This is a genomic window from Nonomuraea sp. NPDC003754 (assembly GCF_053605785.1).
Window position 1 is genome coordinate 71,308 of the sequence record NZ_JBSGJX010000020.1, and the last position, 14,287, is coordinate 85,594.

12 protein-coding genes are annotated in these 14,287 nt (G+C 69.8%); 1 reads left to right on the top strand and 11 read right to left on the bottom strand.

Annotated features, from left to right (window positions below):
• Positions 1-3 precede the first annotated feature (3 nt).
• On the top strand, positions 4-819 hold the full coding sequence (locus ACWEVS_RS24585) for a M23 family metallopeptidase (RefSeq protein WP_452553501.1): 816 nt from the start codon (positions 4-6) through the stop codon (positions 817-819).
• On the opposite strand, the gene ACWEVS_RS24590 is transcribed toward ACWEVS_RS24585, so the two are convergent.
• From ACWEVS_RS24590 to ACWEVS_RS24640, 11 genes are all read right to left on the bottom strand, one after another.
• The gene (locus ACWEVS_RS24590) at positions 803-1,627 is read right to left on the bottom strand and encodes a TetR family transcriptional regulator (protein ID WP_452418528.1); all 825 of its coding nucleotides are present in this window, start codon (positions 1,625-1,627) and stop codon (positions 803-805) included. The genes ACWEVS_RS24585 and ACWEVS_RS24590 overlap by 17 nt on opposite strands.
• A 17-nt stretch (positions 1,628-1,644) precedes the next feature.
• Entirely contained in the window at positions 1,645-3,240 is a 1,596-nt protein-coding gene (locus ACWEVS_RS24595) for a GH116 family glycosyl hydrolase (RefSeq protein ID WP_452553502.1), read from the bottom strand.
• The gene (locus ACWEVS_RS24600; RefSeq protein WP_452553504.1) at positions 3,237-4,133 is read right to left on the bottom strand and encodes a GH116 family glycosyl-hydrolase; all 897 of its coding nucleotides are present in this window, start codon (positions 4,131-4,133) and stop codon (positions 3,237-3,239) included. Before ACWEVS_RS24600 ends, ACWEVS_RS24595 begins: the two co-directional genes overlap by 4 nt.
• Positions 4,130-4,948: a carbohydrate ABC transporter permease gene (locus tag ACWEVS_RS24605; protein ID WP_449929626.1), complete on the bottom strand. Its 819-nt coding sequence runs from the start codon at positions 4,946-4,948 to the stop codon at positions 4,130-4,132. The genes ACWEVS_RS24600 and ACWEVS_RS24605 overlap by 4 nt, the downstream gene beginning before the upstream one ends.
• Complete coding sequence (locus tag ACWEVS_RS24610; RefSeq protein WP_449929624.1) at positions 4,945-5,877, bottom strand: carbohydrate ABC transporter permease; 933 nt, start codon at positions 5,875-5,877, stop codon at positions 4,945-4,947. The genes ACWEVS_RS24605 and ACWEVS_RS24610 overlap by 4 nt, the downstream gene beginning before the upstream one ends.
• 55 nt (positions 5,878-5,932) lie before the next feature.
• Positions 5,933-7,255, bottom strand: coding sequence for an extracellular solute-binding protein (locus ACWEVS_RS24615; protein ID WP_452553505.1), 1,323 nt, complete (start codon positions 7,253-7,255; stop codon positions 5,933-5,935).
• 142 nt (positions 7,256-7,397) lie between these two features.
• Positions 7,398-8,471, bottom strand: a complete 1,074-nt coding sequence (locus ACWEVS_RS24620) for a glycoside hydrolase family 172 protein (RefSeq protein ID WP_449929620.1) — start codon at positions 8,469-8,471, stop codon at positions 7,398-7,400.
• Between the two features lie 46 nt (positions 8,472-8,517).
• The gene (locus ACWEVS_RS24625) at positions 8,518-10,011 is read right to left on the bottom strand and encodes a DUF4185 domain-containing protein (RefSeq protein WP_452553507.1); all 1,494 of its coding nucleotides are present in this window, start codon (positions 10,009-10,011) and stop codon (positions 8,518-8,520) included.
• Positions 10,008-11,657, bottom strand: a complete 1,650-nt coding sequence (locus tag ACWEVS_RS24630) for a hypothetical protein (RefSeq protein ID WP_452553509.1) — start codon at positions 11,655-11,657, stop codon at positions 10,008-10,010. The genes ACWEVS_RS24625 and ACWEVS_RS24630 overlap by 4 nt, the downstream gene beginning before the upstream one ends.
• A gap of 22 nt (positions 11,658-11,679) precedes the next feature.
• Entirely contained in the window at positions 11,680-13,149 is a 1,470-nt protein-coding gene (locus tag ACWEVS_RS24635; protein WP_452553511.1) for an FGGY-family carbohydrate kinase, read from the bottom strand.
• Positions 13,150-13,276: 127 nt separating this feature from the next.
• Positions 13,277-14,269 carry a LacI family DNA-binding transcriptional regulator gene (locus ACWEVS_RS24640; protein ID WP_452418518.1) on the bottom strand — a complete coding sequence of 331 codons (993 nt, stop codon included), beginning with the start codon at positions 14,267-14,269 and terminating at the stop codon, positions 13,277-13,279.
• Positions 14,270-14,287: the final 18 nt, after the last annotated feature.

Here is a 14,287-nt window from a genome sequence, read left to right on the forward strand (position 1 = left end):
CCCATGCGTTCCGCACGTCTCGCCTTGTCGGCCGTCGTCCTGCTGCTGGCGCTGTTACCCGCCCTCCCCGCCCACGCGGCGCCGCTGTTCAAGGCGCCCTTCCCCTGCGGCCAGACCTGGACCTACAGCCACCACTCCACCGAGGTGCGCCTCGCGCTCGACTTCGTCAGGTCGGACGGCGGCGCGACGGGCGGGACCCCGGTGCTGGCCTCGGCCTCGGGCACCGCCTACCGCTACTGGGAGGCCGGGGGCGCCGGCAACTACGTGGTGATCGATCACGGCGGCGGCTGGAAGACGTACTACTTCCACCTGGCCTCCTTCTCGGTGCCGCACGGCGCCTCCGTGTCGCAGGGCCAGCAGGTCGGCGTGACGGGCACGACCGGCGGCTCCAGCGGCCCGCACATCCACTACGAGCAGCTCTACAACGGCGCCGGGCAGACGATCGTGATCAACGGCCAGTCGTTGGCGCCCTACCCCCCGTACTACAACCAGCGCTACCTCACCAGCGACAACGGGTGCTCGGGCGGTGGCCGGTCCTGGGTGGACACGTTCGCCGACGCCACCGGCTACGCGGAGCCGAACACCGCCGACGCGCAGGGCGTGCTCAAGGCGGGCACCAACTACGTGTACTGCAAGGTCTGGGGCCAGGAGATCCGCGACGGCTCGGGCAACTACAACCACTGGTGGCTGAAGACCGACCTCGACATCGTGTACGCGGGCAAGAACGGCTGGGGCGCCTACGTGTCGGCCTACTACCTCAGCCGGTGGGGCAACGACGAGGCCAGGGACAACAACGGCGCCGTCATCCCCGACTGCTGACCGTGAGGAGCCGCTCGGCCATCCGGGTCAGCGGCTCTTCCAGGGCCACCAGGCCGTCGAGATCGTCTGCCATGAGGTGCGCGGTGACGAGCTGGGCGACGGCGGCCACCAGGGTCACGCAGGCGAACCTGTCGTCGTCGGTCCGCGCCTCGAAGATGTCGCCGATCTCGGCGGCGAAGCGCCGCTGCATCTCCATGCGCCTGGCCACCGCCTCGGGACCGGCGGCGTAGACCTCGACGAGGAAGAACCGGGCGCGGGCCGGCTCGGCGGCCAGGGCGCGCAGATACGTCCGCAGCAGCACGCGGAAGCGTTCGAGCGGCTGGAGCCGGGGATCGCGCGCGGCGTCGAGCAGCGCGGCCAGCAGGTCGATCGCCTCGTCGAGGCCCTGGACGAAACAGGCCTGTTTGGAGGCGAACTGCTGGTAGAACGTCTCCCGCGACACCCCGGCGCGGCGCACGATGTCGGTCACCGACGTGCCGGCGTAACCGCGTTCGAGCATCGACTCGCACATCGCCTTCAGCATGCGGGCGCGCTGGGAGGACACGACCTCCTCGCGGGTCAGCTGATGCCGTCCGCTGGGCAGGGGCCGCAGGTCAGTCACGAACGCTCCGGTGCGCGTCGGGCGCGCGATGCGCAGGGTCCCGATGAACGTCGCCAGCATCTCATAATGGCCGACCCGCATCACCAGCCGTACGGGTGACCCGGCCGGCGGGGGCGCTGGTCCACCCCCGGCGATCTCGACGGTGTCGGTCAGCGGTGTGTCCACCCCTCCAGGGCACACCGGCGTCACCGCGATCCCGCGCCTCATCACTCAGAGGCCAGCAGTCACGAACACTCCTGTACGTGAACCTTCAGGTCCCCGTGGGTGCAGGAGACCCGCACGCCGTCGTCGTCGCGGATGAGGGTCCCCCATCCCGTCGGAAGCAGCAGCGGCCACCGCCCGTGCCCACGGGGCGACACGGTCAGCCGCTGGGTGACGGCGTCGTAGGTGGCGCCGGACAGCGCGTCGAGCACCGACCAGCCGGCCATGGCGCGCACGTAGTGGTCGCCGCACTCGATCTCGTTGTACGGGTTGCGCCGCCGGCCGTCGTATCGGGCCCACACCCCGTCGAGGATCGCGCCGGCCTCCTCCTCCAGCCCCTCCCACAGGCAGTGGGCCGCGACCTGGTACTCGCTGCCGGTCCACACCTCGTCGCAGTAGCGGGTCGGCACCCGCGGCCTGCCGCCGCGCGGCCAGGTGCACAAGAGCAGGCCGGTGTCGGCGCCGTCGGCGAACACCCGGTACGGGTGGTCGAAGCCGTCGAACCCGGTACGCAGGTTGTGCCTGACGACCGCGCGCAGCGCGCTCACCACGTGCTCGCGCGGCAGCACGTGGCCGAGGCCGAGCTGGTGGGCCCACCACTGGCCGATGAGCTGGTCGGCCAGGCAGCCCTCCAGCCACTGGAACTCGGCCGAGTCGCCCTCCTCCAGCACCTGCGTGTAGTACTCCCCGTTGAACAGCGCCTCGTCGTAGCGCGTGCCGCCCTTGGTGAACAGCTCGCGCAGCTCCGCCGCCATGGCGGGCTCGCCCATCAGGATCGCCATCTCCTCAGCGGCGCGCAGCGCCGCCAGCCAGAGCGTGCCCATGAACGGGTTGAGCCCGCACAGGTCGATGTCGTGGGTGGAGGGCTGAACGCCGACCAGCACACCGCTGCCGTCGGGGTCCCATTTCTCCCTGATATGGGCCAGCAGGCGCTTGATCCGCGGCCAGTACCGCTGCAGCCAGTCCGCGCCGTGCCGTACCTCTCTGTAGGTCTTGAGTATCGTGCCGAGCATGCCGTCGAGCGCGGGTTCGACCGGGCCGCCGATGGGCACCTCCCAGAGCTGACGCAGGTAGGTGGGCGCGATCACCCGGTGCGGGAGGTAGCCCTCCGGCGCCTGCATGACGTCGAACTCGGTGGCGCGCATGCTCCTTTCGAGCGAGGGGAAGAGCCTGGCCACCGCCTGCGCGTAGTTCCACACGTGGGTGCAGTTGAGCGGGCAGGATCCGCCGACATCGCCCGACCACATCACGGTCGAGGCTCCGAGGACTCCCTCGAAGCCGAAGAACGCGCCGTCGGCCGTGCGGAAGCAGGACGGGCTGCGCAGGATCGCCGCCTGCGCGGCCAGGTGCTCGACCGCTGCCGGAGACAGACTGCTGCCGGCCAGCGTGTCCACCCAGCTCAGCGACGTGTCACGCAGCCGCGCCCACTGTTCGCGCACGTGTCCTGCGACGTCGACGGCGTCGGCGAACCTGGTCGCGTAGGCGTTGCCCAGCCAGAACCTGGTGGGCCCCCACTGCGGGTTCGGCGGCCCGAACTGGACGAAGTCGGCGTAGCGATTGGGGAAATACCACGCCAGACAAATCCGGATATTTCGGGACTCGCCAGGCTGGAGGATCATCGGGCGACCACGCCCCCGTTCCACGTCCGACCGGCCGGGCTGGGGCCGTACCCCTGCTGCGGCCCGCTGCCCTGGTAGTCCGCCAGCCACGGCGCGTGCCGCGCCTTCTCGGCGTCGGCGTAGACCGCGCGCCCGGCCAGGAAGGCGAGGAACTCGTCCGGATGCGTCCACTGCGGCATCGTCACGGCGTCGGCCGCGTCCACGGCCAGCACCGCCTGACCGGCGCCGGGCGCCGCCGGGTCGACCGCGGTGTTGTCCATGACCAGCGAGGTCCACCCGCGCTCGCGGCGCACCCGGTTGGTGTTGCCGCCGTAGCCGAGCGCGCGCACGCCGTCGACAGGGGTGCTGCCGTCGTGCCCGACCGGGTTCTGTACGGCCGCCGCCAGCCACACCTGCGCGGGAAGCGGCCCCGGGTTGCTGATCGTGAAGGTGAACAGCGCGGCGGGCAGCGAGCTGTCGTCCACGTCCAGCGGGATCAGCGGGTTGAACGCCTCCAGCCCGACCTCGACGGGCAATCCGTGATACTCCACGTGGGCGAAGGGGTAGAGCCCTCGGAAGGTCGTCCCAGTCACCCCCCGATGGCCGCGCAGCAGCTCGCGCTGCCACCCCGGCACGTGGTCGTCGTCGACCAGCGGCGTCGCCGGGGCGTCGGGAGCCTGCGCCTGCAGGACGAACACCTCGTTCGCGGGCGGCTCCCACGTGCTCACCCGCAGGGCGAAGAAGGTGTACGGCAGGACGCCGCGATGGTTGCCGACGTTCTGCAGCTGCCACTGCCGGAGCGCGCCGTCGGCACAGATCGCCAGATTGCCGGTGCCGATCCCGCCCAGGGGCATGGCCACGTGCCTGCCCTCGTCGTGGGATATCGGCCGGGCGTTGCCGAGGTGGGCGTTCACTTGAGTCCCGAGAGGCGCACGCCGCGGATGATGTGCCGCTGGAAGATCAGGAACAGGATGATGACGGGCAGGGCGGCCAGCGTGGATCCGGCCATGAGCAGGCCTTGCTCGCTGGTTCTTTCGGAGCGGAAGGTGGCCAGGTACTGCTGGATCGGGAACAGCTCAGGGTCGGTGATGGTGAGCACCGGCCAGACGTAGGAGTTCCAGAACAGCAGGAACGAGGTGGCGCCGACCACCACGAACGCGCCCTTGGACAGCGGGATGAAGATGTGGCGGAAGATCCGCCACGGCCCCGCGCCGTCGAGCTGCGCCGCCTCCTCCAGCGCGGTCGGCACCGCCAGGAAGAACTGGCGCAGGAAGAAGACCTGTACGGCCGAGGCCGCGCCGGGGACCACCAGGACCGCCATGCTGTCCAGCATGCCCAGCTCGGTGACCACGATGAACGAGGTCAGCATGATCGCGATGCCGGGGATGAACATGGTGGTGATCACGATGGCCCAGATCGTCCGCTTGAACGCGAACTCCAGCCTGGCGAAGGCATAGGCGCCCAGCGCGTTGACCACCAGGCTCAGCGCCGCGAACAGGGCGGCCCCGGCGAAGGTCACCCCGAGCGCGCGCACGAACGCCTCGTCGGCCAGCAGTTGGGCGTAGTTGTCCCAGCGCCACACCTCGGGGAAGAACTGGAACGGGGTGGCCGCCACCTCGGTCTTGGCCTTGAAGCCGGCCACTGCCAGCCAGGCCAGGGGGAACAGCGCGGCGACGATGATCGCCACGGCCAGGCCGTACCGGATGATCCAGCCGAGCGCGCCTCTCATGCGTCCATCGCCTTCTCTGATCTGACCAGCCGGAAGATGACCGCCGACACCGCGCCGAGCACCCCGAACAGCAGCAGCGCCGCGGCGATCGAGTAGCCGACGTACAGGTCGGTGTTGAAGTGCTGGAGGATGAACAGGTTCGGCAGGTTGGTGGAGTTCACCGGCCCGCCCTGCGTCATGAGCCACGGCAGGATGAGGAACTGCAGCGACGCCGCGAAGCCGGTGACCAGCAGGAACAGGATGACGTTCTTCATCAGCGGCAGGGTGATGCGGAACATCTTGGTCCACGGCCCCGCCCCGTCCAGCGAGGCGCACTCGTAGTACGCCTCCGGGATGTCGAGCAGGCCGGCCAGCATGATCAGGGACGCCACACCCATGCCGATCCAGATCGCGGGGATCGCCACCGCCGGCAGCGCGGTGGCGGTGTCGCCGAGCCAGGGGACCGCCTCGATGCCGAAGAAGTCGAGGAACCAGTTCAGCAGGCCGCCGCGATGGGTGTAGATGAGCGCGAACACGATGGCGGCGATCACCTCGGAGATCACGGCGGGGACGTAGATCGTCACCTTCATGACGGCGGCCATCCGGCGGCTGACCGTCTTGACCAGGTTGGCGAAGACGAACGCGATCGTGACCTGGACGGGGACCACCATGGCGGAGAACAGCAGGCCGCGCACCACCGAGTTGACGAATTCCTCGTCGGTGACCACGTTGATGTAGTTCTCCAGCCCGACGAACACCGCCGGGTCGTAGAAGCTCCAGGTGAAGAAGCTGATGTAGACCGCGTGGATCAGCGGCCAGATCACGAAGACCGCGAGAAGGACCAGCAGCGGCGCCAGCATGGTGAACGCCGCCCTGCTCTCCCGCCTTGGGCGGGCGCGGACGCCGGCGCGGCGTTCCACGCGTGCCGCCCGCAGTGACGTGACAGCCACGGGCGCTCCTTTCTCCGCTGCCGGTCCTGTGCGGGACCGGCAGCGGGCTCACTGGTCAGGAACCCTGTCCGGCCAGGTTGTTCTTGGCGATCACGTCCTTGATCTCGGCGTCGGCCGCCTGGAGCGCCTGGTCGATGTCCTTGCCCTGCAGCGCCTTCTCGATGGCCTTGCCGAAGGCCAGGCTGACGGCCCAGTCATAGGCGGGCTCCGGCTTGGCGTACTTCACGACCTGCTCCTCGATCGTCCGGGCCCAGGGGTTCTCCGCCGCGGCCGGGTCGTTCTTGATCGCGTCGGCCACGGCCGCCCGCGGCGAGTACTTGGAGAACTTGGTGTTCTTGAAGAACTCGACCAGCAGCGTGGGGTCACCGGCCAGCAGCCAGGAGACGAAGTCGGCCGAGGCCTTGGCGTTCTTGGACTTGGCGTCGACGACCAGCGTCCAACCGCCGAGCGTGGCGGTGGGCTTGGTGGTGTCGCCGTCGAAGGAGGGCAGCGCGGCGGCGCCGATGTCGGCGACCATCTTCGGGTAGTCCTGGAGCAGCACGCTGGCCGCCCACGAACCGCAGACCATCATCGCGGTCTTGCCCTGACCCAGCGGGTTGGCGTCGGCGTAGGGCGCCAGCGGCTGCTTGGGCATGATCCCCTGCTGGTACAGCGTCTGGTAGACCTGCAGCAGTTGCTTGTACTTCGCGTCGGCCGCCTGCGGCGTGGACCAGTCGTCGCTGATCGGCAGGTGCCCGGCGGCGTTCCACTGCAGACCCCAGGTCGACCAGGCCATGTCGATCTGATTGGCGGCGGTGACGACACCCGCGACGTCCTTGGTGGTCAGCTTCTTGCCGTAGTCGATGAGCTCCTGCCAGGTGGCCGGCGGCTTGTTCGGGTCGAGCCCGGCCTTGGCGAACAGGTCCTTGCGGTAGTAGAGCACGGCCGACGGCTCGACCAGCATGGGGTAGCCGTACTTCTTGCCCTTGTGCTCCACCGAGCCGACCACCGACTCCTGCAGCCCGGCCCACTTGTCGGCCGGGATGAGCGGGTCGAGCGCCTGGATCTGACCGGTGCGGGCGAAGCCGGGCACCTTGCTGTAGTTGACGGTGTAGACGTCGGGCGCCTTGCCGGCGGCCTGGGCGGCCTTCATCTTCTGGTCCCACACGTCGGCCGGCACGATCACATGCTTGAGCACGACCTTGTCCTGCGACTTGTTGAACGCGGCGACAGCCCTCTTGTACCAGGCGTCCTCCTGGTCGGTGAACTTCTGCTGCCACAGCGTGATCTCGGCCTTGCCGCCTGCCGCGCCCTGGCCCGTGCCGCCCGACCCGCAGCCGACGGCCAGCACCGCGGTGCCGGCCACGGCCGCGATCAGCCGGATGAGTTGTGTGCGCACGTCGTCTCCTTCGGTGACGTGGGGGGTGAGCCCTGTCGATGCGCCGCGGACCGAGGTACGGCTCGCAGAGCGACAGGTTGGAGGACACCCGGCCGCCGGCGGAGGAACGGCGCCGGGTGCGGGAAGCGCGCGGCCCGGGTGATCACAAGATGGGCAGCCGCGCGCTGACGGGTGGGAGCGTGAACGGCCGGTGCGGGAGTTCCTGGTACCAGTAGGCGACCGAGGACAGGTCGTCCTGGCGGCGGTTGGCGTGGCCGTGCTCGATGGTGACCTTGATCGAGGTGGTGAACGGCACCGGGTCCTCGACGTGGAAGCGGTACATCGAGATCTGTCCTGACCAGTTCTCGCCGCCCGGCAGGGTGAGCCCGTGGTAGGGGGCGTGGTACGGCTGGCTGGGACACCACGCGGTGTTGAAGTAGTCCTCGGTCCCTGTGCCGTGCAGGCTCGGCGGGAACGCCTCGCCGTCGATGAAGATCATGTCGTCGCCCTCGCCGTACCAGTTCCAGTCGCAGGTGCGGCGGAGGTTGGTGACGTTCAGGACGCAGCCGACGTAGTGGCCGCGGCCCTCGGCCTCGAGGATGACGTAGTTGCCGTCGCCGTCGAGGTTGGTCCCGCCGAACAGGTACTCGGCGTTGGACATCTGCCCCTGGTCGAGACCGTCAGCGGGGCACTCGCGCCGCCACTGGGCGTGGAAGCGGCCCAGCCCCTCACCGAGTTCGTCGAACTCGTCGTAGTCGATGTAGTAGTAGAACCAGAGCACCTCCGCCTCGCACTCGCTCGTCAGCTCGAACCTGGCCCGGCTGCTGAACGGCATGTGGAACCAGCAGTTGAAGGCCTTGCCGTCCTGCGGGCTCATCTGGAGCGGTGCCGAGACGAAGTTGGCGGTACGGGCGTGGCCCATGCCGAAGAAGTCGCCCAGCGGCACGAGCACGCTGGGGTGTTCGTTGTCGTCCCAGAAGACCCGCAGGACGAGCTTGCGCAGGAAGTCCCGGTCGTGGGTCTCGGGCGTGCCGGGGTCGCGGGGCGCCACGGTCATCCAGATGTGGTTGATCGAGCCGGCGCCGCGGATGTCGGCGAGGGTGACCGTCTCTCCCGGCGCGACCGTCACACGGTCGTCGTTGCCGCCCGAACGGTCCCAGCTCGACGCCCTCCTGCGGCGGTGCGAACGCAGGCGCGGAAGGTCGCGCAGGCTGCTGCCGTGCTGACCGTAGGTCACGGGTCCTCCTATGAGAAGCGAGAAGATGACTGTCACGTCGATGAGGTCAGGTCCTGGTCAGGGCGAAGTCGTCCAGTTGGAGCCACATGTCGCCGTTGTCGGTCCAGATCCCGGCGAAGACCTCGACGGAGCTGCGGCTACCGCTGTCGAAGGTGACGGTGAACTTCGTCCAGCCGCCGACGGCCCCGAAGTTGACCTCGGCGAACGGCGGGCCGCCCGGGTTGCGCACGCCGAAGAACCCGTTGTCGTTGTTGGGCGAGGTCCTGAGCCAGCCGCTCAGCGTGTAGGCCGTGTGCGGGGTGACGGAGACGGTCTGGTGCAGGTCGTGCCAGCCGCGGTTGTACCTGACGAAGCCGTTGCGATCCGCGGTGAAGGCCCAGGTGGCCTGGTCGATGCCGCCGTTGCCGGTCACCGCCCACGGCGCCGACACCGTGCCCGTGGTCTGGCGTTCGAAGCTGGGGTCCCGGACGAGGTTCGGGTTGGTGATGCTCCCGTCGCGGTTCAGGGTGACGCGGATCAGATAGACGTTGTACGGCGTCCACTCCGACAGCGCCAGATACAGGTTCGGCCCCGACGACCAGGGATGCATGAAGCCGCCGTACAGGCCGGGGAAGTCGGCGAAGCCGGCCACCACCGCGGGGGCGCTCCACGGGCCGGTGGGCGCGGGCGCGGTCCTCAGCACCACGTCGCTGCCCTTCAGATAGGTCATCAGCCACTTGCCGGTGAAGGCGTTGAACTGCACCGACAGTTCGGACACGGGCGCCGCGACCACCGGGGTGGCCAGCGTGTCAGGGCCGGACCGCCAGGCGCTTCCCGTCCAGTACCGGTAGGCGGCCTTGTCCAGCACGGCGGCCTCGGGGACCCTGGCCAGGTAGGCGGCGCCGTTGCGGCCGTTCGGCGTGCCGTACATGTAGACGAAGCCGTCACGCCGGACGAACGCCGCCATCTGGAAGTGGTTGTCACCGCCGGGGTTGTCCCATCGGGGGCCGCCGGTGACCCAGTTCTGGCCGTTGTCGTCGGAGTAGGCGATCGAGGAGTGGTTCGTGGTCCAGACTCCGGGCTCGCCCCAGTGCCGTACGGACATGTAGGCGAGGTACTGCCGTGTCCCCACCGACACGCCCGCCGTGGGGATCACGGTGATCTCGTCACCGTCGATCTTCTTGCTGGGGATGAGTTCCTTGGCGTGGCCGGGAGCGTCGGTGGCCGCGCTGCTGAACGACATGCCGTCGGCGAGGTCGGGGTCCGTGCTGCGCAGGAGCACCTGGCTGCGCCAGTCGTCGCCGTTGGCGCCAGGGGGTCGCCAGGTGTCGCCGAACGTGTCGCCGAACGCGGAGAGGATCTCGCCGCTGCCGTTGTCCCACATGACGCCGAGATCGGTGGCCTTGATCTTCCAGTTGGTGTCGGTGGCGCTGACGGAGCCGGGTCCGGTCATCTTGCTCACCACGATGGCCGGTGAGTGGGCCGACGAGGCCTGGGCGGGGCCCGCTCCCACCAGACCGGACAGCAGAACCATGGCGATCGGGACGCGTAAGAGCTTCACCGCTCTCTCCCTCCTGGGACAGGCGCGGAGATTCCGCACAGGTGCACGTGCACGCCGAGCTCGGCGAAGGCCGCGGCCTTGGCCGTCAGCGCCCTGTCGGCGCTGTCCGCGTCGTGGGCGTAGGCCACGTTGAGGTGGTTGGCCCGGTGGCGGGCCATGAACTGGTTGCGGGTGACGCCGTGCAGCACCGCGTGCATGATCGGCCACTGCGGGGTGGTGGCGTCGAGCCTGCGCCTGGTCTCCTCCTCCGGCAGCTCCACCACGCTCGCCCGGCCGAGGTCGACGTGCAACTCGCCGTCCATGATGAACACCCGCGACCAGACGATCTCGCCGGGCTTGGAGACGCCGCTCAGCGTGCCGCCGCCGAGGGGGAAGTACATCGGCGGCTGCCGCATGCTCCACGACTTGTCGTAACCGCCGTTGTGCGACGCCGGCACCGACCCCGAAATCTCCAGAACCCAGACGAACCGCCCCTCGTACTCCTCGCCCCATCGAATGTCGTGCAGCGTGGTGGCCGGGTCGAGGCCCATCGCGCTCCACACCCTGTTGGTGATCAGCGAGTCGACCGCGACCCCCTCGTCCACCTCGTTGAAGTGCGGCAGCGGACGGCCGGCGTAGAGCTCGCGCAAGCCGTCGCGGCTGCGCACCGGCGGGCGCTCGACGTTGTTGAGCAGCCCCTCCACCAGGTCGCTGGCCGGTACCACGTCCTTGAGCCCCTGCTGGTACTGGATGCCCACGGCGTCCAGGCCGAAGTCGTCGGCGATGCGCAGCGCCGCGACGTACATCTTGAACTGGCTGATCAGCTGCGACTCGGTCAGCTCGGTGGCCTCGTCGGCGCCGGTGTGGAAGGTCAGGCCCGCCTCGTCGAGCCACGCGCGCACCGCGAGCGCCTCGGCGTCGCCGACCCGGTTCATCTCGGCGACGAGCGCGCTCTGCGACAGCCGCTCCTTGTAGATGCCGAGCGGGTTGAGCTGCTCGTCGTCGATGATGGCGTTGTACATCCCCATGCAGCCCTCGTCGAAGACGCCGATGATCGCCTTCTCCGTGGCGAGCTGGCGGGCGAGCGCCCGGCCCAGCTCGGACTCGGGGGTCGGGGGCAGCTCGCCCAGCCTGGTGACGTGGCTGGTGTCGTGGGTCAGCTCGCCGTTCTCCAGCCAGGTCTTCAGTCCGTGCCTGGCCCACTCGTCGGTGAAGTCCTCGCTCCACAGCACCGAGTACGGCCTGCCCGCCTTGGTCAGGCTGCCGGCCAGGTTCAGCAGGCCGACCAGGCCAGGCCACTGACCGCTCCAGTTGGCCACGATGAGGATCGGCCCGCGGTGGCTGCGCAGCCCGGCCAGCACGTGGTGGCTGTACTGCCAGACCGCCTCCACCACGATCAGCGGCGCGTCCGGCGGCAGGGCCTTGAACACCTCGATGCCGGCACGCTGGCTGTCGATGAAGCCGTGTCCCTTGTCGGGATCGACGTCGTGGCCGCGCCGGACCGACCAGCCCAGGTCGCGCAGCGTGGCCGCGAGATCGTTCTCCAGTTTCTCCTGCACCGGCCAGCAGGTCTGGTTGGCGCTCTGACGCAGGTCGCCGCTGGCGACGGTGTAGACGACGCCGGGCTCCGCCGCGGGCGGTTCGTTGAGCTCGGGGAATCGGTACATGGGCTGCCCTTCACGTGGGGGGTCAACGATGCTGGCGGCCGGCCAGGGCGTGCGCGATGCCGGCCGTGCTCGGGTAGAGCTGCTGGTAGAGGCGGTAGAGCTGGTCGTACTGGGTGACCGCGTCCGGCCGCGGGGTCACCAGGTGCCGGACGGGGTTCCACGCGTCGATCGACGCCTCACCGACGAGCCGGGCGGCCAGGAAGGCGCTGCCGTACGAGGCTCCGATCGAGGTGGCGCGCACCTCCTGGGGTGTACCGGTGACGTCGGAGACGATCTGCGTCCACAGACCGCCCTGGGTGCCGCCGCCGACGGCGACGATGCGCCGGATGTCGCCGCCGGCCGCCCGCATGGTCTCGACGTTGTGCCGTACGGCGAAGCCGGTGGCCTCCAGCGCCGCCCGGTAGAGGTCGCCCCGGGTGTGGGAGAGAGTGAGCCCGGCGATCACGCCTCTGGCCTGAGGGTCCATGACCGGGGTGCGCTCTCCGGCGAAGTAGGGCAGCATCAGCAGCCCGTTGGCGCCGATGCCGGACGCGTCGGCCTCCTGGAGCAGCTCCTGGTAGGCGGCCCCGAACAGGTCGCGCAGCCAGGCGGTGATCGCGCCGGAGGTGGCCATGCCGCCGGCCAGGTTGTAGGTGCCCGGCAGGGCACCGACGGTCCCCCACAGGCCGGGCCAGGTCCGGTGTTCCGGCGTGGTGTGGACCAGGAACATGGTCGTGCCGTACATGAGCATGAGATCGCCGGGGTGGTGGGCGCCGACGCTGAGCGCCTCGGCCCAGGCGTCGACCGTCCCGGTGATCACGGGGATGCCTTCCGGGAGATCGGTTTCCCGGGCGGCCTGCCGGGTGAGCGTCCCCGCGGGCTCGCCCGGCCAGCGCAGCGGGGGCAGCTCGATGCCCGGCGCGACCGTGTCCGCCCACGGCCGGTGCCAGTCGAGACGGCCGACGTCGTAGAGCGGGGTGCACTGGCTGGCCGAGTGGTGGTCGAGCACGTACGCCCCGGTGAGCCGGCGCACCAGCCACGAGCTGGGCATGTACAGCCGCCGCGCCCTCGCGTAGAGCTCGGGCTCCTCGTCGGCCACCCATGCGATCTTCGCGCCCGCCGCCTGGCTCGACAGGTCGGAGCCGCCCCTGCGGCGGATCTCCTCCACTCCGAGCTCGCGTTCGAGCCTGGCGATCTGGGCGGTGGAGCGGGTGTCGACGCCGTAGAGGATGGCGGGCCGCACCGGGCGATCGGCGGAGTCGGCGAGCAGGACGCAGGGCCCCATCCCGCTCACTCCGACCGCGACCACCTCGGCGTCCCGGCCGAGCTCGCGGGCCAGCTCGCGGAACTCCTCCCACCAGAGCCGCCCGTCCATCTCGAAGCGCCCGGGGCCGGGGCGGTCCACCGCGTGCTCGCGGACCGCTGACCGCATCAGCGTGCCGTCCAGGCCGACCAGCACTCCCTTGCTGCTGGACGTCCCGATGTCGACCCCGAGCACGACGGGCACAGACATGCGCACCCCTGAGAAATCGATTGCTGATTGCCCAGAACGTAATGAACGCAGACACCGGAGTCAATGGTGTCGGCGGCGGTTCGCTGGGGTCAGTGACAGTTCGCCGGTGCGGCGGCAGTCGCTGGGGTCAGCGGCGGGAGCTCTCGCGGACGTGCAGCTGGGTGTGCAGGGTGACGCTGCCGGCCGGGCGGGACGGCTCGGCGATCCGCTCGGCCAGCAGCAGGGCGGCGGTACGGCCCAGCTCGTAGGTGGGCTGCCCCACGGTCGTCAGCGACGGCCTGACCAGATGCGCCCACGGGATGTTGTCGAAGCCGACCACGCCGACCTCCTCGGGGATGCGCACACCCTGGTCGACCAGGCATTCCACGGCGCCGACCGTCATCAGGTTGTTGGCGGCGAACACGGCGTCCGGCGGGGAGTCCTGCCGCAGCAACGCCTCCATCGCCGCATACCCGCCTTCCTCCCGGAAGTCGGCATATCTGACCAGCTCTTCCCGTACGGCACGGCGGTGCCCGCGCAGCGCACGCTGGTAGCCGCGCAGCCGCTGGACGGCCGTCGACAGCCTGCGCGGCCCCGTGATGCACGCGATGCGCTCATACCCCGAGTCGATGAGGTGAGCGGTGGCCAGCTCGGCGCCGTGCTCGTTGTCCACCAGCACGGTGTCGACGGCGATGCCGCGCAGCTGCCGGTCGATGACCACCACCGGCACCCGGGCGTCGACCAGCCGGTTGACATGCGTGGCCCGCCCGGACGGCGAGATGATCACACCGGCCATCTGGTCGTCCAGCGCGGCGGTGACGTACTTGCCCTCCTTGGCGGGGTCCTCGTCGCTGTTGCACAGCACGACCGAGAAACCGGCTTTCTGGGCGACGTCCTCCACGCCCCTGACCATCGCGGTGAAGAACGGGTTGCCCACGTCGGAGATGATGACGGCCCACAGCGTGGTCTGGCTCTTGCGCAGGTTGCGCGCCACGGCGTTGGGGCGGTACTCGAGCTCGGTCAGGGCCCGCCTGACCCGCTCGGCCAGCACCGGATCCACGTTCGGCCGGCCGTTCACCACCCGCGAGACCGTCGCGGCGGACACCCCCGCGTGGCGAGCCACATCGTAGATCGTCGTCATCCTGTCCCCGTTTCGGAT

Bases quoted from the DNA above. Each gene is read 5' to 3' on its own strand.
- ACWEVS_RS24630 (WP_452553509.1), bottom strand. From the start codon at position 11,657: ATGTACCGATTCCCCGAGCTCAACGAACCGCCCGCGGCGGAGCCCGGC.
- ACWEVS_RS24605 (WP_449929626.1), bottom strand. From the start codon at position 4,948: ATGAGAGGCGCGCTCGGCTGGATCATCCGGTACGGCCTGGCCGTGGCG.
- ACWEVS_RS24640 (WP_452418518.1), bottom strand. From the start codon at position 14,269: ATGACGACGATCTACGATGTGGCTCGCCACGCGGGGGTGTCCGCCGCG.
- ACWEVS_RS24585 (WP_452553501.1), top strand. From the start codon at position 4: ATGCGTTCCGCACGTCTCGCCTTGTCGGCCGTCGTCCTGCTGCTGGCG.
- ACWEVS_RS24595 (WP_452553502.1), bottom strand. From the start codon at position 3,240: ATGATCCTCCAGCCTGGCGAGTCCCGAAATATCCGGATTTGTCTGGCG.
- ACWEVS_RS24590 (WP_452418528.1), bottom strand. From the start codon at position 1,627: ATGAGGCGCGGGATCGCGGTGACGCCGGTGTGCCCTGGAGGGGTGGAC.
- ACWEVS_RS24635 (WP_452553511.1), bottom strand. From the start codon at position 13,149: ATGTCTGTGCCCGTCGTGCTCGGGGTCGACATCGGGACGTCCAGCAGC.